Genomic DNA, 20,023 nt, shown 5'->3' with positions numbered 1-20,023 from the left:
ATCTCCAAAATACACGCTTAGGGTTCAACCAACAAAAATGAGGAAGAACTGAATCAGCGGAATCTCCACTAACACATCATCAATTATTTCTTATCCTTTTCTAGTTGCAATAATTTCTGCAACTCTATCAATTTATCAGGAAACTTTTTAGCAAGATTATTTTTCTCTGCAATATCCTCTGCTAAATTGTACAATTGCGGTTCTGGAGAATTACCAGTTTCAGTGTCCGTTGACTTTCTATAAGAAACTCCAGCATTAGGTTCAATGTATTTCCAATCCCCTTTAACAAGTGCCAAACCTTCCGAATGCTCCACATAGATTTTGCGGCCAGTTTTTGTAGCTCCAGACAGCGTACTCCATAAATCTTGACTATCCTTTGCCTCACTTATAGGCACGTTTTGTTTCAACAGATTAGAAAACGAAGCCAAAAGATCGATTTGTCCAATAAGTGCATCAGACACCTTACCTTTTGCAATGTTAGGCCCTGATATCATAAAAGGAATCCGAGTTCCGGCTTCAAAAACGCTGCCTTTAGTACCTCGTAAAACTCCCGCCGGCAGATGACCATTTCGTTGCGTTACTGCTCCGTCTTGATACCCATCATTCAATACCGGACCGTTATCACTACTAAAAACAATAATCGTATTCTCTTTAATCCCCAGTGCCTCCACCTCATCCAGAAGTTGACCAACTGTCCAGTCTAGCTGCAAAATTGCGTCACCACGGTAACCAAGCCCACTCTTGCCCTTAAACATTGTAGCTGGCATTCTTGGAACATGAGGCTCTGTCACCGGAAGATACAGGAAAAATGCCCGATCAGCATTTCGTTTCATATAGTTTTTAGCCATGGCTAAAAAGGTAGTAGAAATTTCCTCATCCACCCACCTTGCACTGTGTCCACCACTCATAAAACCAATCCTACCAATTCCATTTACAATCGTATTGTCATGACCATGATCCGGAGATGCTTTCATCTTTAACAATTCAGGATTGTCTTTTCCGGTTGGATCATTGCCCACCTTATTTCGATAATCGACCTCAATAGGGTCATTAGGATCTAGAGCCACTACACACTGATTTTCCATAAAAACTGTAGGCACCCTATCTGCTGTTGCCGGAAAAATGAAAGAATAGTCAAAACCTATTTCATTGGGTCCAGGCGAAACCCTGGTGCTCCAGTCCTTTTTAACTCCCTTACCTAAACCCAAATGCCATTTCCCGACAATACCAGTATTATAGCCTGCATTCTTGAACAGCTTAGGCAAGGTAATTTTGTCCAAAGGGACAATCAAAGCCGCATCACCAGATAAAATTTCAGTTCCCTTAACCCGCCAGGGATAATTACCTGTCATCAAAGCATAACGAGAAGGTGTACATGTTGCCGAAGAGGAATGTGCATTTGTAAAACGAATGCCGCTCTTGGACAAACGATCCAAATTCGGCGTTTTTATTTTTGTAGCACCATATACCCCCACATCTCCATAACCCAAATCATCGGCGTAGATAACAATCACATTAGGTTTGGATTCCCGTTTTTGCGCCACCACCAAGCCTGGTGTTAGTGCCATAAGAAAACAAATAACCTTAGCATTTAAAAATCTAATCATTACAATATATTCATCTAATATTTAAACCACACTTCATCGTACTCAGACTGAAACATCAATCTATCACTTCAATTTAGATGTGGCTAATTTCTTTAAAAGCTTTCGGTTGCACCCAAACTGCAGTTTTAATAATCAATTTTCCCTGATCATTTATAAACCTGGGCTGCCACAAGATTTTCTTTTTACCGTTATTAGTTAGTCTGGATCTTTTATTCCCTACATGCTTCACCGTAATCAATGTCTTCAGCACAGGTACATCTTTAATCTCCGATATACTCCCTTTTTTACCTCGATATAAAGTCGTGATGCGATCAAATCTCGCATCTGCTTCTAAACCCATTAATCCTTCTACAAAACCTTTAACTACCCCATACGATACCTCAGGATATTCCCTTCTTTTCGTTTCAGGATTGGTCAAGTGAAGCATATAGTTGTAAGCCTTTTCGGCTTGTCCATTCTGATACATGATCAATGGAAAGTACGACAGGTTTTCTACATTCCAATCCTTAGACAATAAGTGCTGTATTGTCTTTTCTTTTCTATCGCCATCTTTCAATGCATCAAACCACAGCAAAAAGGTTTCTCCTTCTTCCATTCCAAACTTGTGGTCAGTCGAATAATAGGTGTTATAAAGTGAAGCAGATTCGTTCCACCACAAATCATCTATGCTTTTCTGATATGTTGCAGCTTTTTCCCTGTACAATTTGGCTTCCTCAGACTTACCTTTCACATCGAGCATCGAGGCGTACGACATCAGCCCTCGGTATATTGCTGCTATCAAATCTACTCCCATTTTAATATTGGGTACACCTTCAGAATAAGAAGGTAAACCGCGACAGCGATGAAAGGAATCTTCATCATTAAAAGGCACAGGTGCATTTGGATGGGTGGGCCGGCTCAATAATGAATCAGCCTGCAATACCCAACTGTCAATAAATGAAGTAACAGACTTTTCATGAAAATTTTCAAAAGCAGCTCCTTTAATGTATTCTTCATCACCGGTCCACAAATACAATTTCCAGTTCGCTGTCAACACATCAAAGTTCGCATTCAGGTTATACCAGAACTCCTTATCATTACGGTAATCCTCAACCGCAGGTTTGCCCAAATGGTTAATTTCCCAGTAAGAACACCAGTCTTTTGATGCCGAGATATTGCTCACAAATAGCCTGAGCATATTTTTGTTCTCCTTGTTTAATCCTAAAATCTCTCCACCAATGCTCTGATGTGCAACATCGCGCATGCAAAATGCTGATCTGGGTGGCAATGCCGATTCATACCATGGGCCCACCGGATCACCTGGTTTTCCTTTATAGCTTAAGGCCATTTCTTTCGCCCTACCGAAGGCAGTCTGCAATGCAGCATCCGATGATGTAAAAGTTACTCCGCCATTTTGGGCATATGCACTGCAGCAAAGGCAAAGCAATAAGTATACAAAAAGGTTTCTTTTCATGTGTTTAATATAAGTTTATTTCTACTGCTTTTAATCCGTCCCAGTTGATTTCCTGCTTTTTACTACCGGCTTGTTCTACAATAATTTTTAGTTTCTGACCAGACCTAACTACCGTAATGTTAAAATCTTCATTAAAAGCCCTGATATGATTTAGCGACATTTCTTTCCAACCTGCTGGAAGATAAGGCATCAATAAAAATGACTTAAAGCTTTTAGGTTGCATCCCAAACAATCCTTCTGTTATCGCTCTGCAATACAAACCACTCTCTGCCGCTAAATGACGCTGATCTCCCTCTGGCCAGGCCTCAACAGCATAAGGCACATGCTCACCAAGCAAACGTTTTGAGGTATAATATTTCAGGTATTTCAGCGTGGTATCGGTTATGCCTGCATTAAACAATCCCCGAACGGCATATAAAAGTGATCGGTCCCAAAACGTCTTCGATCCCGATTCAGTAAGCATACCATCTTTGGTCCACAAATGCTTTGAGAGCAGTGCTTTTGCAGTTTCTGCTTTTCTGGTATATAATCCCATTACTAATGGCATACCTATCCATGACCTTAGTTTATCATTTCCATCAAAATAACGATAGGTATTGAACCCCTGTACTTTTGCACCAAAATACTTCTCAATGGCTGTTCTCAATGCAATAGCTTCCTTAGCAAGTTTTTTCGACACAGCGTTCTCGCCCAGCGTAGCTGCAAGATCCGAAGCACTGATCAGTGCACCATAAGCAAGTGTATTGGTCGACAAGTTTATTTTCCCAGCAGGAAACCTACCCTCCAATTCATCTGAATCGGATGCGATTACACCATCAGCACTTTTCTTCCTTCTCGAAAACTCCAGGCACCATTCTATTAGCGGCCACAATTTCCGCGCTTCGGCAGTATCGGCATAAGCAAGCGCAAATCTTGATGCACCATAGGCAATCATAGCCATATCTCCACGATCTCCCGCCCCATTCCACATTCCTTCCCCCTCTGCAATAATGGAACTCGGAATGGGCTTGTACTGCTCGTTCATGTATTTTGCAAACATCCGAAAGCTGTTCATCGCACTTTCGTTTCCTGCAGCATAACCTAAAAACGGGAATAGCGGATTCATATATTCTGCCTGGTCATTTGCCCAGATTCCTGCATAATAAGAGCCGCCACCCGGACTGTGCATCAGCCCTCCTTTGGTATCAAAAATACTTTCGGAAGCTCTGATCTTTGCAAATGAGAACATCTGGTTCAGGGTATCATCCGGAGTTTTTAACACCAGCTCTTGGGTAATTTCAGTAATGAATTTTTTGCGTTTTAAGGATTCGTATTCAGAAGAGAAATCATAAGCCTGATCGGAGGTTTTTCTGGCGGCATGAACAATGGCATATACCTGCTCATCGCCCGGTTTTAAGGTGAATTTTCCTGAACCGTAGATTTTAGTATTTAACAGGTAAGTTCCATAAACCCCTTCGCTTTTCTTTGTACTGTCAGTCCTGTCTAATTCCGGAATGGTAATTTCAACAGACTTTGTTCCCTTGTTTTTAAAGGTGCATTGTTCAATAAATGCAGGTTTATCAACCGATGGAAAAAGCGCGTGCGACAAGCTTATCGTTCCAATAGCCGATCTCACTTTTATAGTGCCATTAAATGAAATTGCATCAGGCTGCTCTTCTATTGCTTTCCCGTTTATGGATACTGACGGTATAGTATGATCAAAATCCCTAATCAGACTTCCCCGTGTATCATTAGGAATAATGCGCAGCATTGGGAACACCAGTTTCCTTTTTAATATGAAATTACCTTTATCATCTACGCCATAAGTAATTATTGCTGAAATCTGTTTCCCACTCATTTCAATCTGATCGGTATGGGCAGCACCTTTTTTTACGGTCCATTCTATACCTCCGTTTTTCACCAAGTGCCATCGTAGGTTTTGTCCATTCGCATCAATAACGCCGTACAGGAGAAACAGGAAAAACAATAAACTTTTTATAGGGAAATATTTCATATTAAATTAGGTATTAAATAAACATTCGTCATCCTAAAACCAATCCTGAATTTATTTCAGGATGATGAATGTGTTGGTGTTAAATTTATTTGTAATCTGGATTCTGTGCTATAGCTGGATTCTTTTGCCTTTCGCTTCTTGGAATTGGGTAATAATAAAAACTTGGCACCCACGTGCGTTCCTGAACCGTGATTAACTCATACGTAAACGTGCCATTGCTTTGCTTTCTGATAATCACACCCTTCGCATCTTCTGAACCAATCTCAGCAATCCCCCACCTTCTAATGTCAAAATAACGATGTCCCTCAAAACACAATTCAATTCTGCGCTCATGTCTTATTTTTTCCATTAATGCTGTTCCTGCACCACTAACCGCTGGCAAACCCGCCTTCTCTGTTCTTATTTTGTTCAGATAAGTCAGTGCCTCTCCATCTTCTCCCAGTGCTGAACAAGCCTCTGCATAGTTCAGATAAATTTCAGACAATCTGAAAACTGCCCATTGTGTAGCATCATAATCCTGAACATTCCAGTCATGGGTTTCGTCTACCATTTTCCTCACGCAATACCCGGTTTTAGAAGCATTCCATGGCGAATAAGGACTTTGCGGAGAATCATTTCCTCCTTCAAAAAAGCCAGTCAATCTTCCCTTAAATTGCTGATTGTTTGCCAATATGGTCTCATAAAATCTCGGTTCCCTGTTCAGGTATGGATTTTTTGCCTGCTCAGGATTGCTCCAGCTAAACTTTGTACCATCGGCCATCTCAAAATCATCCACCATCTGCTGAACAACATTGTACGCACTGTAGCCATTATAGCCATTCGGACTTAAATCTCTGCTTACCGTATTGTACCTGTCAGCTTTCACCAAACCACTATATACCCTCCCAAAAATAATTTCCGGATTAAAGAAATCAAGAAAGGTTTTATTATAAGTACCATCGGCTGCATTGCCATACAAAGCATACTTTACTCCTGTAAAATCGATCACTGCTTTTGCGGCCAGTTTAGCATCTTCCCACAATTTCCTGTCATTGCTTTTATTAAAATACGGACTTGCGGCATACAACAATAGTCTCGACTTTAAGGCCAGTGCTGCTCCTGCTGTTGCGCGTCCTTTATCTGGGTTGTTGGAATAAACCGCTGGCAATGTTTTTAATGCTTCAGCAATATCTGTAAGTATAAAGTCTTTAGTCTCGGTCCAGCTGGCTCTTTTTTCATCAAAGGTCCTGTCATTCACATCATAAACTTTTGCAATAAGTGGCACCCCTCCAAATCTTTTAAGCAGCTCAAAATAAGCCAATGCTCTTAAAAAATGGACTTCCCCTTTCATGGTATTTACTGCAGTCTCGGCTCCGGTTATCTTCTCTATATTGGTGAAGAAAATATTGCTGGAACGGATAGAGGCATACATTTTATTCCAATGGTTCAAAGAACCGGAACTCTGGTTATCCGGTGTCGCTTCTCCGCGCACGTATAAGTTTTCATTGGTCCAGTTAAAGTTTCCGTAAAGCTCATCGGTTTGCGCTGCCCAGCCAAAACCCCCATCTTGGTAGGCCAGTACTGTTGCGTTATAAATATTGTTCACAAAAACCTGGGCCAATTTGGGATCCGACCAGACATCCTTTTCAGAATAAGAGTCCAGAGGTTGCAGGTCTAATGCCTTTTTGCATCCTCCAAATATCAACGCAGTGCAAACGAGTAAAGCAGCGCTGTTGATTTTAAAATTATTTATGTTCAATTTCATGATATGCTTTATAAGTTTTTAAAAAGTGATGTTTGCACCAATATTGATCAAACGCTGTTGCGGATAGTATTGCCCTGAGTTGTTTGGCACTTCCGGATCAAATGACGGCCCGAACTTGTCGATAGAAAAGAGATTTGTACCGCTGACATAAATCCTTACACCCTGCATCTTTAACCTTTCGGACACCGATTTTGGCAAAGTATATCCCAATTCTACATTTTTCAGCCTTACAAATGAAGCATCCCTTAACCACAGATCAGATTCAAGAGTATTTACCCCAAAAGTTCTTCCTGTTGGGCCACTAAAGTTTCTTGGATACTTCGTGTCACCAGGTTTTTGCCACCTCTGGTCAAAGAATTCGGTCACCATGTTTAAGCCTGCAGGCGCCAAGTATGATTTTGCCCTGGCCTGTCCCTGGAAGAAAACGGACGCATCTATGTTTTTCCATGATCCTCCCAAAGCCAAACCAAACATAAGCTCTGGCGTACGTACCAGTGGCATCCTCACTTTATCAAGGTCGTTTATAGCCCCATCACCATTTACATCCTTATATCTGATGTCGCCAGGCTTTGTACCGGCAGGATGCGGACTATTATCTACTTCCTGTTGGTTTTGATAAATACCATCTGATTGATACAAGAACCATGCGTCGACAGGAATATTTGTTTTGCGCTGATATGATGGGATATTTGCTGCTTCATCCATAAAAATCACCTTATTTCTGGCAAAAGTGATGTTACCTCTAATGTTATAAGAAAAGGAATTACCTATGGTATTATTATGCGTTGCTTCAAGCTCAATACCACGGTTCAATACTTTTCCCAGGTTTTCATTCGGCAGGACCAGTCCGGTATACCCGGGAACAGATTCACTCCTGGTGATCAGGATATTGGAACGCATAGACCTGAACACATCTACATTAACGCCCAGCTTGCCATTAAAGAACTGCGATTCTAAGCCGATGTCGGTAGTGGTAGCCAACTCCCAGGTAATGTTAGGATTTGGGGTTGGTCCAAGCACTAGTGAGGAAACCTGCGAAGCCCCCGATCCCAATGAATAACCATAACCTGTACCCAGCAGATAAGTTTGCAGGTAATTGAAAGCGCTCACAATATCGTTACCTGTTCTGCCCCACGATGCCCTTAATTTCAATTCATTAATCACATCTGATTTAAAGAAATCTTCCTGAGAAATACGCCATCCTGCAGAAACCCCTGGGAAAAACCCATAGCGTTTTCCTTCGGGAAAGTTTTGCGACCCATCATAACGCATGGTGTAATCAATCAAGTACTTACTCTTATAGTTGTAAGACAATCGACTAATGTAATTGATACGGGCAGCTTTTGCAGCATTAGAATTATTTTGCTGACCAATAAGGCTCCCTGCAAACAACTGATCAAGACTATTACTTAGGAAGTTTGACCTTGAAGCGTTTATGATATCGGTGTTTCCTTTAAAGCTTTCGAAGGCTACAAAAGCGTCAAATGTGTGGTCGCTGATGGATTTTGAATAACCCAGTTTTAAATTGAGCAGTCCCTGTCCAATGTCACCTCTTTGTTCAAAAAGTGATGGCGCTATTGATGAGCTCACCTTTACATAATCTTTTGTAACAGGATCATACCTATACGCCGGCGGTGGCGTTTTGGTGAAAGACTTCGTTTTTGATATGGTCTTGTCATAAGCATAATAACCATCTACAAAAAGTCCTTGAGTAACCTTATCCAGCTTCCAGCTAAATGAAGCCTTGGTTTGCAGATAGTCAGTTGTAAAACGCTGATATCCTGCCTCACCCGAGGTAATGTATACCATACTGTTATCCGGGCCACCACCAATACCTACACCCACACGCCCATTAGGATAAATTGGCGTCAGATAAGGATAGGCTAGCCACAGTTCTCTAAAAATACCTCCTGCATCATAACCTGGTTTCGCTGCATTGCGGAATTCATTGCGATAAGATACGTCTACACCAATCTTAAAGTTATCGGTCACATTTACATCCACATTAGCCCTTGCCTGATCTTGTTTGTAATAGGCAGCATCTCGTCTGTAAATCCCATCTTGTTTCTGATGCTGACCAGAAAAGAAATAGCTCAGCTTGTCTGTGCCTCCACTTAAAGACATGATATGATTTTGTTGTAATGCACGTTTCTTCATTACAGCATCCCACCAATTGCTGTTTGGACGACCCAATGGATCAGAACCATCACGGAATTTTTCAATATCCTCCGGCTTCCAGGTAAGCTGCTGCCCCACCAGGGCATCATATTCATTTGTAGCCTGCGCATACTGGTAAGAATTAAGCATCTGAGGAACACGGGTTGGTTCTGTTGTAGCCCAGTTGGTTCCAAGCGTAAGTACCGGCTTACCAGACTTACCTCTTTTTGTGGTAATCAGAATAACTCCATTGGCTGATCTGGCACCATAAATAGCAGCGCTTGCATCTTTAATCACGGTAAATGATTCTACATCGGCCGGATTTAACCTGGCGAAACCTCCTGACCTATCTGGAATTCCGTCGATAACCACCAAAGCACTTGAATTACCAAGTGTGCTCTTTCCACGAACAAACACATCCGCATTGTCGTTACCCGGCTCGCCGCTTCTGGCATTTACAATCAGCCCTGGAACCTGGCCTGCAATAGAATTGGTGAGGTTCGTTGATGGTGATTTTGCCAATTCCGCACCACTAATGGTGGCGACAGCTCCGGTCAGGTTTGCACGTTTCTTGGTGCCGTAGCCCACAACCACAATTTCATTAAGTCCGGAGCCAGCTGCTTCCATAAGTTGCACTTCAATGTGCTTCTTGCCATTCAGGGCGATCTCTTGATCTGTAAATCCGATATAGCTAAAAATTAGTACCGCATTATCCGGGACATTCAGTTTAAATTTCCCCTCGCCATCTGTTTTGGTACCCAGCTGGGTTCCCTTTACCCTTACCGTGGCATTTGGTAAGCCAATATTATTGTCCGTTACCTTTCCTGTGATCTGCTGTTGAGCAAATGCATGGACATAAAAAACAAAAAAGAGCAGTAATAGCATAAGCTTTTTCCGGAGCGAATCAGGATAGCCTACCTTTTTGATAGTAAGTTTCACATTCATATTTGGTTTTATTTTTGGTTAGTAACAGTACAGCATAGCTATTAGTCTAGTCTATACTGTTCTATAATTAAGTAAATATAAAGGAAGTTTTTTTATAATTGCAAATTTTAGTTTCACAACTACCTTATTTTATGTCTAATGATTAATAAAAAAATTATTACCTTGTAAAAAAAGAGATAAAAAACATTTTTTACACCTATAGACTAGTGTAGTCCAAACTACCAATATGATGACCATCTTTGAAAAAATACAGGAACTTGACGAAGTACCTTCTTACTCCAAACACGAGCAATTTGTACAAGGCATAATTAATGCTATCGACGAAAGAATCATTTCCAAGGGAGAGGCACTACCCTCTATAAATGTCCTGATCAAAAAGCTTGGCTTTGCAAGGGAAACCGTAATGAAAGGCTACCGAGAGCTCATCAGCCGTGGAATTGTAGAATCAAAAAACAGACTCGGATACTTTGTTGCAAATGACGACACGGAACAAACTTTAAAGGTGGCGCTACTTATGTACCTGATCGACTCCTTTCAGGAACAATTTTACCGAAACTTCAGAAACGAACTCGGTCCAAATGTACATATCGATGTTTTTTTTCACCATGGCAACATCACCATGTTCGAAACCATGCTGGATATGATTAAAGGTAAGTATGGTATGTACGTGATTTCTCCGATACCTCACCCCAAAACCAAACACCTGCTGGAGATGCTACCCAGCAATAAGTTCATTATGTTTGATCGCTACGAACCACTTAAAGGTGAGTTCAATTACATTACGCAGGAATTTGAACAGTCTACCTACGCGATATTGGCAGAACTGGTAGAAACTATAAAGAAATTTGATGAAATGATCTTTTTCCATATACCCGGCTCTCTGGATCCGGTTGAGATTATTAAAGCATTTAAGAGATTCACTAAAGATTTCAAGGTCAACACCAGGATCTTACACGAATATGAACCCGGAAGCGTAGAAAAGGGAAAGGTTTATTTCACCCTAAACAACTCAGAAATATGGAAAATACTGAAAGATTGCGAAGCAAAACGATTACAGCCAGGCAAAGATATCGGCATCTTGTCACATAACGACGAGGTGGTTAAAGAAATCATTGGCGGCGGCATCACCACCTACTCTGCCGATTTCTCTTTAATGGGCATAAAAGTGGCACAAGCGGTATTGAAAAAGGAAAGAGTACAGGAAACTATTCCTACTCTACTGATCCGAAGAAAATCGCTTTAACCTGCTCAGATGAATACAACAGCCTTTATCACCTTTATTGTTGTCACCTTCCTTGTAGGGGTTATTTCCTGGTTCAAAACCAGAAAGCATAAAATTACCACATCCGCTGGTCTTTTTCTGGCCAACCGTACCTTAAGTTTTACCGCTGTAGGGAGTGCCTTGTTTTTCACGAACATCAGCGCCGCAGAATTTGTAGGCAGCAGTGAATCAGTCTACGTGAACAACATGACGGTAATGGCCTGGGGAATTAGCTCGGTATTTGCCATGCTGCTTGTTTCTGAGTTTGTAATCCCCGTGTATTTAAAAGGCGCCATGTCTACCACTCCGGATTTTCTGGAAAACAGGTATGACCCTGACACAAAGAAACTGGTTTCATTCGTGTTCCTGATCAGCTACATGGTAAACCTGCTGCCTATTGTACTTTACAGTGGTGCAGTTGCCCTGAATGGCTTGTTTCATTTTTCTGACATATGGCACATCAGCTATGCAAGCAGCATCTGGATCCTGGTTTGGTGCATAGGTCTTGTAGGTAGCTTATATTCTATTTTGGGCGGACTAAAGGCTATTGTGATCTCAGACCTTGTTTTGGGGATCTGTATGTTTACCGGGGCATTGTTACTGGCTTACTTCGGAGTAAGTCATGTGGGCAACGGCAGCCTTCAGCTAGGCATACACACCATCCTTACCTCAAAAACGGAACATTTTAATTCTATAGGTACATCTGCCGATGCTGTTCCCTTTTCTACAATCTTTACCGGAATGATCTTAATGAACCTTTTTTACTGGGGCACCGAACAGGTAATTGTACAACAAGCACTCGCATCATCAGATCTAAAAACCAGTCAAAAAGGGATTGCACTTGCCTGCGCAGGAAAGCTACTTGGCCCACTACTCTTCATCCTACCTGGAATCATTGCAGTTCACCTGTATAGCAACATGCAAAACACAACCGAGGTGTTTTCAAGAGTCGTAAGCGATGTATCTCCTCCTGTTTTAAGCGGTTTCATTGCAGCAGTAATTTTTGGCGCAGCAATCACCTCCTTTTCCCCTGGGCTTAACAGCGCCAGTACCCTGTTTATTTTAAACCTCTACAAACCTTTCAAAGAAAAAAAAGGAATGGTAGTTACAGAAGCCAATATGCTCAAAAACTCAAAGAGATTTGAAATGTTTGCTTCATTACTGGCGATGTTTATTGCGCCCCTGATCATTTTCTCTAACGACAGCTTTTATACCTTTATGCAAAAGATAAATGCAGCTTTCAGCATCCCTATCTTTACCATTATGTTTGTTGGCTTTGTTACAAAACGGGTACCTCCTATTGCCGCTAAAATTGGACTTGGATTTTGCTTTGCAGGCTACATCCTTACCCAAATTGTGTTCGACACAGGCATCCACTTTCTACATGTACTGGCCATCCTCTTTTTACTAACTACTGCTATTATGCTCATTATCGGAAAATTACTTCCTATGGAAACCGCTTATGTTGCCCAAAACAAACAAGCAGTAGATTTAAAGCCATGGAAAAACCGGCATTGGGTTAACGGACTCTTATTATTAGTTATGATCATTTTATTCTTAGTCTTTTCTAAAACAGGGATTGCAAAATGAGTAAAAATAGGATAGCTTCAGATTCTAGAATTCTATTAGAACCTACTTTGAGCGGTACGTAGAAACTCCGGGTTGCTGGACACCCCCTTCCGAAATCCCCTGACTAGCTATTCTACTAAAAACTACCCATTCAAAAAGGAAAGATAAAGCGACAAAAATTCTGACTATTTAATAAAAATAATAAATTACAAAAGTGAGCAAAATAGCACAGAATTAAATCGTCCGGTTAACGGAATCTCCGGCTCTTCAGCACACGTAAGAGAAAATCCATGTTAATGCCTGTGTTTTTTATGTAATAGCTCCATAATGCAAACAGAACAAATGGTTCGAATTTAGTACGGCTGCTATTAGCAACTTATCTTAACCGGAGGTCGAACTAAAAAAACACAATTTGAGAGCTTTAAAAGAGGGTTTTAAACCAAAAATCCCTCTCTACTTTCGTAAAGAGGGATCTGTACCCAGCGCCGGAGTCGAACCGGCACGGTTTCCCACAGGTGTTTGAGACCAGCGCGTCTACCAATTCCGCCAGCTGGGCATTGCTTTATCAGCGGGTTGCAAATGTATAAATTGAAATACTAATTCGCAAGATTTATTTTAATTTATCTTCTTTTAACTTTTTGTCCACCCAAAAAGGCGCAAAAGGGATCAAAGACGCACCTCCAAAGAGGACCCCTTTCTTAAAACTCCATTTATACTCTACCCATGCCATGATCAAAAACACGATATAAAGCATAAATAAGAGCCCGTGTGCCCATCCTGTATATTTTACAGCCAAAGGCATGTCTGCCCAATATTTCAAAGGCATAGCAATAAAAACAAGCAAGACGTAGGACCAGCCTTCAGCAACGGCAACTTTTCTAAAAATGGATTGTGTATTCATAATTATATTGACTTTGCGGGCAAAGATATCCAAACAGGCTTGTCAAAAAACAAGCATTTCACTTTTTTACAATGTGTTAGCAGAAGCGGCCTTCGCAATGCTTTCTTTAATCCTGAACAGATATTTACTCCTGTAGTAAAGATCCTTGATTGACAGCAACAATTGCCCCTGAACATCTTCACTTTTTTGATCAAAGTCATTAGTCAATAGTACAATCTCCCCAGTTATACCACTATCTATAGCGTTAACTTCTGATTTTAAAAAATCAAGCTTTGCGGCATCCGGTTCAAATTGCAAGTCCATCAGTGCCTCGTTTACTTCCATCATCTCCATCAAAAAACTTTGAGGAAGCGCATAATGTTCTCCTTCTTTCAAATGACCTTTCAGCTCAAGAATATAAGCAAGACGTTTTTGCGGATCAGACAATACCTGATAAGCTTTATTATTTACAGTACTTAGTTCAAGAACTTCAGCTTGTTTCTCCTCGCTTTCATTAATAAAAAAGTCGGGATGAAACTGCTTGCTCAACGCATAAAACTTTTGTTTTATCAGCGCCGGATCAGGATTAAAACTGACCGGCAAACCATAAAACTCAAAATAATCTGTCATAGGGTATCTAATGCATGAAGGCTTTAAAGATATCATTGCCCAGCACAAAGACCATGAGCGACAATAGCAACACGAAACCAACAATCTGTGCCCGCTCCATAAACTTATCTCCAAGAGGTTTTCCTTTGATCATTTCTACGATCAGGAATACAACGTGTCCACCGTCCAATGCCGGGATCGGCAATAGGTTCATAAATGCAAGGGCTATTGAAATAAATCCTGTAGAAGCCCAGAACCTTGCCCAGATCCACTCTCCTCCATAAACCTTACGTGCAATCTCCACAGGTCCGGAGAATGCTTTATTGGCTTTTATTTTACCTGTTAATACTTTCCAGATTCCTTTTCCATTATCACTGAATACTTTCCAGGCCTGGTTAACACCAATAGGAAGGGAAGCAAAAAGACCGTATTTAATCGTTTCTTCTTTAATATCTGCGATATTGAAACGCAAACCAACAGTACCGGCTGTATCCACAGGGACATTGATCGCAAGTTTCTCTGAACCACGCTCCACATCAAAATTCACTACTTTACCTTTATTTTTAACGATTAATGCTTGTGCATCAGCATCAAAACTCACAGGTGTTCCATTTACAGCAGTGATCCTATCGCCAACTTTAAGTCCCGCCTTTATCGCAGTTTTATTAGGCAGCACACTGTCAACTAAAGAAGACCTCAATGGCATTCTGCTAATAAATTCTTCTATTCCTAAATCAGAAACCTTATTCAGGATGTTATCGGGAACTTTGATGTCAATTTCTTTACCATCTCTAAGAATAGTTAGTGTTGTATTACCTAATAATACCTTGGAACTGATCAATTCTTCAAAACGAACTACTTCCTGACCATTCACGGCCACTACCTTGTCTCCTAGCTTCAGACCGATCTCTTTTCCTATCTTTCCTGGATTAATACCTAATACAGAATTATTCGGAATAAATGTCTCTCCATAATTAAAGGTCATCATCCAGAAGATGAAAATACCTACTACTATATTTACAAAGATACCTCCCAGCATCACGATCAATCGTTGCCATGCAGGCTTAGATCTGAACTCCCAGGGTTGTGCGGGCTGATTCATTTGCTCAGTATCCATTGACTCATCAATCATACCTGCTATTTTCACATAACCACCTAAAGGCAGCCATCCGATGCCATACTCGCAATCGCCTCTTTTAAAACTAAACAACTTAAATCCCCAGGCATCAAAAAACAGGTAAAACTTCTCTACTTTAATTCCAAAGGCACGTGCCGCCAAAAAGTGTCCTAACTCATGCAAAATTACTAGTATCGATAATCCCAGAAGTAACTGGGCCGCCATAATCAGTCCGCTCATATATAATTTTAATATTTTATGTTTTGATTGTAATTAACTTGTTTTGTTACGAGTTCGCCGGCAAATATACGTGTATACCGGTCTGTTTCTAAATAATTATTCAGGCTTGGTTCAGCAATAAACGCAATGCTGTCCATACAGGACTCAATCACGTCACTCATTTGTAAAAAGCCAATTTGTCCCTGCAGGAAAGCATTTACAACAACTTCATTTGCAGCGTTGATGATGCAGGACATATTTCCTCCTTTTCGCATAGCTCTGAATGCCAGATCAAGGTTCCTGAAGGTCTCCCTATCTGCCTGCGCGAAAGTAAGTTCTGGATAATCCATGAAATTGAAACGTTTAAAATCACTGCTTATTCTCTGAGGATATGCCAGTGCATAATGAATGGGTAGTTTCATATCCGGTAAGCCCATCTGTGCTTTCATTGAGCCATCATTAAACTGAACCAGGGAATGAATGATAGATTGAGGATGTACAATTACATCAATTTGGTCCGGCTCAAGTCCAAACAGCCATTTGGCCTCTATCACTTCCAACCCTTTGTTCATCAAAGAAGCTGAATCTATGGTGATTTTCGCACCCATTACCCAGTTTGGGTGTTTTAATGCTTCGGCTTTTGTAACTCCCGATAAGAATGCCTGATCCTTACCTCTGAATGGCCCTCCGGACGCGGTAAGGTATATTTTTTCTACTGGATTGTTGTCTTCGCCAACCAGGCACTGGAAAATGGCAGAATGTTCTGAATCCACAGGAATGATCCGCACACCATATTGCTTAGCGAGTGCTGTAATGAGGTCGCCCGCCACCACAAGGGTTTCTTTATTTGCCAAACCAATATCCTTTCCGGCTTCAATTGCAGCAATTGTCGGCTTCAGCCCTACCGCACCTACTACTGCAGTCAGTACCAGATTTGCTTCCGCTATACTGGCAGCTTCGCACAATGCATCTACACCTGCCAATACCTGGATAGCAGTTGCTGACAATGCAGCTTTTACTTTCAAATACTGGCCTTCATCTCCTATAACTACCATCGAAGGCAAAAATTCCAACGCCTGTTTGATCAGCAGATCAGCATTAGACTGTGCCGTAAGTGCAGAAATCTTATATAAATCAGGATTTGCTTTGACGACCTCCAGAGCCTGTGTCCCAATTGAACCAGTGGAACCTAAAATGGATATATTTTTCAATCTATAAAACTCCTTAATTCATCTGCAATCTTCCTATCGTTCGACAATCTTGGAACTTTATTTTGCCCGCCAAGCTTGCCCTGGGTGCGCATATAGTTCACAAAAGCATCTTTTTGCAACGAACGAACGATTAAAGGCTGCAGTATTTTCCCTTCAATGAGGTCAAAATAGTAAATATTCTTCTTTTGTAAAGCCTCATCTACCTTTTTACTGAAAGAAATTAAATCTTTAGGTGGATTTGAGAACTCTATGAACCACTCATGATACGGCAATTCACCCGCAGGGGTATTTACCTGGGGGGCAACGGTAAACTCTGTGATTCCTACCCCCTCTTCATTGGCAACAGTGAGCAATGCATGTTCTACCTCTTCACCGATTACATGTTCTCCAAAAGCGGAAATAAAATGCTTAATGCGGCCTGTCACCAATATCTTATACGGATTCTTAGAAACGAATTTAACGGTATCGCCTATACTGTAACCCCATAACCCTGCATTTGTATTCAATATTAAGGCGTAGTTTTTATCCAGTTCCACATCTTCCAGGCAAAGCCTCGCTGGATTGTCATTGTAATACTCATCAGCAGGGATAAATTCATAGAACATCCCTGCATTTGCCAGCAGCAATAAACTCTTTTCCTGTTGGCTATCCTGATAAGCGATAAATCCTTCTGAGGCCGGATAGGTTTCTATCGTATCTATCTTCTTGCCGATGCTGGCTTCAATCTTTGCACGATAGGGTTCATAGTTTACCCCGCCATATACAAACAGATTGAAGTTCTTAAAAATATCCTTGATCTTTTTACCACCGGATTTTTCTGTAAGCTTGTCAAAATACATCTGAACCCATGGTGGTATCCCGGAAATGAGGGTCATATCCTGATCAAAGGTCTCTCCAACTATCGCATCTACCTTTTCTTCCCAATCCTCGATACAATTGGTCTGGTAAGATGGCAGGCGGTTTTTTTGTAAATAACCGGGCACTAAGTGCGCTACAATTCCTGAAAGCCTTCCCACATTTATCCCGTTCTTCTTCGTAAGAATCGGACTTCCCTGTAAAAAGATCATCTTCCCATTTACAAAAGCGGATTTACCCGTTTCATGTATATAGGTAAGTAAAGCGTTCCTTGCTGCTTTTACATGCTCCGGCATCGACTCTTTGGAAATAGGAATGTATTTCACACCGGAGGTTGTACCTGAAGTCTTAGCAAAATACTGAGGCTTCCCTTTCCACATCACATCTTCCTCTCCTGCTACGACCCGGTCTATATAGGTTCTCAGCCCTTCATAATCCCTGACAGGAACCTGCTTTTTAAAATCTTCATAATTACGGATCTCCGCAAAAGAATGATCCTTACCAAAAGCAGTGTTTTTAGCTGAGTCTACTAATGTTAGTAAAGTGCTCTTCTGAACAGCAACTGCATTTCTTTTCCATTTTTCAATGCCCCTTACAATAAAGGCAGCAAATGGCTTGCTCAATGCCGCTTTTAATCCCATAACTGACTAAACTATGTTATGTAAAATATCTGGTTCGCCTTCTCCTTTATATTCATTCATCATCTTACGGTATGCAACGGTAAGGGCTACGCTAGCCAGAGGAACAATAATAAAGGAACTCAAAACATTGACAAAAAAAGCAACCAATGGCCAATGGATATAACCAAAGAAAAGATTCAACAAATGAAAACCAGCCAATACTAATAATAGCAGGAATATTTTAGTGAAATTACCTCTTGTTGTAGCCAGGCTGTATTTAATAGAGGTAAAAGGTCCCATATTCTTATCAATGATAAAGAACGGAAAAAAGGAAATACGCACCCAGGTGATAAAAATGGCAACGATTCCTACGGAAATAGCGACATTAGTGATGATTTCCAATGGAATACCAGTGTAAATAAATGGAAAAGCAACCAAAATAACCACAGAATACACCCCTATAATACACAGCATAAAATAAAGCGATGCTACCAGAAACCTGATGATCTGCTGTCTGGTGGGGATAGTACTTACTATACTTACGTCGTTTTCTTCATCATCCAGTAAATGAAAAATGTATCTGAACAACGACAGGTTGATGGTAAAATAGAACATGATAAATGTAAATGACATCAGCAAACGCAGACCAATATTTACCTCACTCATAAAAAATGCCATCAGATTAGAGGCCGCGTAAGTAATGAACATCAAAAAGCAAAGCGTAGCTATCGAGAAGTAATTCCTCTTAGTCACCGCCCAGGCTTTACTAATCACTTCATTTACAGCAAAAGTACTGTCCTTTAAAAACTCTATCATTGTCGTTTAAATACTACTCTTTTAAATAAATCCTGTATGAAACCCAGCCCGTAAGCGAACAATTGTATGAAAGCAGCAATAATGCTCAAAAATGCAACTTTTAATGATTTATTAACCTGCCATGAATGAAAAAATATCAACATAAAGTATACCAACATTAAAAAGTTGCATACAAAGGCAAGAGGCCAGTAAATGATATTAATAAGTATAGTAAATATGACACCACAAGTAAAAACTGCAGGAAAAAAATGCACTAATTTGAGTTCAGAAGGGAAATGTTTATAAATATTTATCCTCGCCCTGCCAAAAAAATGCAGTTGCTTATAAAACTGAGAAAAACTTGTACGTCTTTTATGGAAAACTTTAGCCGCCTGGATCAGGCCTATTTTAAATCCGCTTTCATGAATCCTGATGCTGTATTCAATATCTTCTCCCAGTCTGGTTAGAATAAAACCACCTACTTTTTCCCAGACCTCCCTGGAAACCCCCATATTGAAACTTCGGGGATGAAACTGACCAATATGCTTTTGATTGCCTCTTATACCTCCTGTGGTAAATGGAGAGGTCATTGCATAGCTAATGGCCTTCTGTATTGGTGTAAAGCTTTGATGTGCCGCATCAGGTCCGCCGTAAGCATCCAGCTTATGCTCAAACAGGTAATCCCTTACGATTTCGAGGTAATCTTTGGGAATCAGGCAATCCGAATCAAATATGACAAAATAATCACCCTTAGCCCTTTCAAAACCATAATTACGAGCAAATCCCTGCCCTTCATTGGGTTTGAAAAAGTATTTTACGTCTAATAAATTAGTGTATTTATCTACTATTGCTTTTGCATCCTTAACTGAGCCATCTTCTATTACCAAAACCTCAAATTGCATATAGGTCTGCTGAGTAAGCGTATTTAACAGCTCATCTATTTCCTGCGGACGGTTATAAAGTGGTATTATTATGGAAAAAAACATCG

14 protein-coding genes and 1 tRNA gene are annotated in these 20,023 nt (G+C 40.7%); 2 read left to right on the top strand and 13 right to left on the bottom strand.

Translation table 11 applies throughout. The annotated features are described in order from the left end of the window. Positions 1 to 83: 83 nt before the first annotated feature. The 5 genes from R2Q78_RS13105 to R2Q78_RS13085 form a co-directional block, all read right to left on the bottom strand. A complete protein-coding gene (locus R2Q78_RS13105) occupies positions 84 to 1,568 on the bottom strand; it encodes an arylsulfatase (RefSeq protein ID WP_316792583.1) in 1,485 nt (494 codons plus the stop codon). 112 nt (positions 1,569 to 1,680) lie between these two features. Beyond that, positions 1,681 to 3,060, bottom strand: a complete 1,380-nt coding sequence (locus R2Q78_RS13100) for a trehalase family glycosidase (RefSeq protein WP_316792581.1) — start codon at positions 3,058 to 3,060, stop codon at positions 1,681 to 1,683. 4 nt (positions 3,061 to 3,064) lie between these two features. Further along, the gene (locus R2Q78_RS13095; RefSeq protein WP_316792579.1) at positions 3,065 to 5,053 is read right to left on the bottom strand and encodes a hypothetical protein; all 1,989 of its coding nucleotides are present in this window, start codon (positions 5,051 to 5,053) and stop codon (positions 3,065 to 3,067) included. 85 nt (positions 5,054 to 5,138) lie between these two features. Then, positions 5,139 to 6,797, bottom strand: coding sequence for a RagB/SusD family nutrient uptake outer membrane protein (locus R2Q78_RS13090; RefSeq protein ID WP_316792578.1), 1,659 nt, complete (start codon positions 6,795 to 6,797; stop codon positions 5,139 to 5,141). Positions 6,798 to 6,815: 18 nt separating this feature from the next. Next, a complete protein-coding gene (locus R2Q78_RS13085; protein ID WP_316792576.1) occupies positions 6,816 to 9,899 on the bottom strand; it encodes a TonB-dependent receptor in 3,084 nt (1,027 codons plus the stop codon). A gap of 226 nt (positions 9,900 to 10,125) precedes the next feature. Between R2Q78_RS13085 and R2Q78_RS13080 the strand changes: the two genes are divergently transcribed. Together R2Q78_RS13080 and R2Q78_RS13075 are read left to right on the top strand one after the other, a co-directional pair. Beyond that, positions 10,126 to 11,142 carry a GntR family transcriptional regulator gene (locus R2Q78_RS13080; protein ID WP_316792574.1) on the top strand — a complete coding sequence of 339 codons (1,017 nt, stop codon included), beginning with the start codon at positions 10,126 to 10,128 and terminating at the stop codon, positions 11,140 to 11,142. A 9-nt stretch (positions 11,143 to 11,151) separates the two neighbouring features. Further along, positions 11,152 to 12,750: a solute:sodium symporter family transporter gene (locus tag R2Q78_RS13075; protein WP_316792572.1), complete on the top strand. Its 1,599-nt coding sequence runs from the start codon at positions 11,152 to 11,154 to the stop codon at positions 12,748 to 12,750. A 455-nt stretch (positions 12,751 to 13,205) separates the two neighbouring features. Here the strand turns inward: R2Q78_RS13075 and R2Q78_RS13070 are convergent. The 8 genes from R2Q78_RS13070 to R2Q78_RS13035 all read right to left on the bottom strand — a co-directional run bounded on the left by R2Q78_RS13070 (position 13,206) and on the right by R2Q78_RS13035 (position 20,021). After that, a tRNA-Leu gene (locus R2Q78_RS13070) sits at positions 13,206 to 13,285 on the bottom strand. 54 nt (positions 13,286 to 13,339) lie between these two features. Further along, positions 13,340 to 13,630, bottom strand: coding sequence for a DUF3817 domain-containing protein (locus R2Q78_RS13065; RefSeq protein WP_316792570.1), 291 nt, complete (start codon positions 13,628 to 13,630; stop codon positions 13,340 to 13,342). A 66-nt stretch (positions 13,631 to 13,696) separates the two neighbouring features. After that, positions 13,697 to 14,239 carry a Fe-S protein assembly co-chaperone HscB gene (hscB, locus tag R2Q78_RS13060; protein ID WP_316792568.1) on the bottom strand — a complete coding sequence of 181 codons (543 nt, stop codon included), beginning with the start codon at positions 14,237 to 14,239 and terminating at the stop codon, positions 13,697 to 13,699. Positions 14,240 to 14,246: 7 nt separating this feature from the next. After that, positions 14,247 to 15,575 carry an RIP metalloprotease RseP gene (rseP, locus tag R2Q78_RS13055; protein WP_316792566.1) on the bottom strand — a complete coding sequence of 443 codons (1,329 nt, stop codon included), beginning with the start codon at positions 15,573 to 15,575 and terminating at the stop codon, positions 14,247 to 14,249. Positions 15,576 to 15,583: 8 nt separating this feature from the next. After that, positions 15,584 to 16,765, bottom strand: a complete 1,182-nt coding sequence (locus R2Q78_RS13050; protein ID WP_316792564.1) for a 1-deoxy-D-xylulose-5-phosphate reductoisomerase — start codon at positions 16,763 to 16,765, stop codon at positions 15,584 to 15,586. Continuing rightward, positions 16,762 to 18,261 carry a GH3 auxin-responsive promoter family protein gene (locus R2Q78_RS13045; protein WP_316792563.1) on the bottom strand — a complete coding sequence of 500 codons (1,500 nt, stop codon included), beginning with the start codon at positions 18,259 to 18,261 and terminating at the stop codon, positions 16,762 to 16,764. Before R2Q78_RS13045 ends, R2Q78_RS13050 begins: the two co-directional genes overlap by 4 nt. A gap of 6 nt (positions 18,262 to 18,267) precedes the next feature. Further along, positions 18,268 to 19,056 carry a hypothetical protein gene (locus R2Q78_RS13040; protein ID WP_136834216.1) on the bottom strand — a complete coding sequence of 263 codons (789 nt, stop codon included), beginning with the start codon at positions 19,054 to 19,056 and terminating at the stop codon, positions 18,268 to 18,270. After that, positions 19,053 to 20,021 carry a glycosyltransferase gene (locus tag R2Q78_RS13035; RefSeq protein WP_316792561.1) on the bottom strand — a complete coding sequence of 323 codons (969 nt, stop codon included), beginning with the start codon at positions 20,019 to 20,021 and terminating at the stop codon, positions 19,053 to 19,055. The genes R2Q78_RS13040 and R2Q78_RS13035 overlap by 4 nt, the downstream gene beginning before the upstream one ends. Positions 20,022 to 20,023: the final 2 nt, after the last annotated feature.

Origin of the sequence: Pedobacter frigoris (assembly GCF_032678645.1) — a bacterium.
Classification (GTDB): Bacteria; Bacteroidota; Bacteroidia; order Sphingobacteriales; family Sphingobacteriaceae; genus Pedobacter; species Pedobacter frigoris_A.
This window is presented reverse-complemented; position numbering and strand designations above follow the sequence as displayed.

Coding starts and splice junctions, on each gene's coding strand:
- R2Q78_RS13105 (WP_316792583.1), bottom strand. CDS start 1,568: ATGGCACTAACACCAGGCTTGGTGGTGGCGCAAAAACGGGAATCCAAA.
- R2Q78_RS13100 (WP_316792581.1), bottom strand. CDS start 3,060: ATGAAAAGAAACCTTTTTGTATACTTATTGCTTTGCCTTTGCTGCAGT.
- R2Q78_RS13095 (WP_316792579.1), bottom strand. CDS start 5,053: ATGAAATATTTCCCTATAAAAAGTTTATTGTTTTTCCTGTTTCTCCTG.
- R2Q78_RS13090 (WP_316792578.1), bottom strand. CDS start 6,797: ATGAAATTGAACATAAATAATTTTAAAATCAACAGCGCTGCTTTACTC.
- R2Q78_RS13085 (WP_316792576.1), bottom strand. CDS start 9,899: ATGAATGTGAAACTTACTATCAAAAAGGTAGGCTATCCTGATTCGCTC.
- R2Q78_RS13080 (WP_316792574.1), top strand. CDS start 10,126: ATGATGACCATCTTTGAAAAAATACAGGAACTTGACGAAGTACCTTCT.
- R2Q78_RS13075 (WP_316792572.1), top strand. CDS start 11,152: ATGAATACAACAGCCTTTATCACCTTTATTGTTGTCACCTTCCTTGTA.
- R2Q78_RS13065 (WP_316792570.1), bottom strand. CDS start 13,630: ATGAATACACAATCCATTTTTAGAAAAGTTGCCGTTGCTGAAGGCTGG.
- hscB (WP_316792568.1), bottom strand. CDS start 14,239: ATGACAGATTATTTTGAGTTTTATGGTTTGCCGGTCAGTTTTAATCCT.
- rseP (WP_316792566.1), bottom strand. CDS start 15,575: ATGAGCGGACTGATTATGGCGGCCCAGTTACTTCTGGGATTATCGATA.
- R2Q78_RS13045 (WP_316792563.1), bottom strand. CDS start 18,261: ATGGGATTAAAAGCGGCATTGAGCAAGCCATTTGCTGCCTTTATTGTA.
- R2Q78_RS13040 (WP_136834216.1), bottom strand. CDS start 19,056: ATGATAGAGTTTTTAAAGGACAGTACTTTTGCTGTAAATGAAGTGATT.
- R2Q78_RS13035 (WP_316792561.1), bottom strand. CDS start 20,021: ATGTTTTTTTCCATAATAATACCACTTTATAACCGTCCGCAGGAAATA.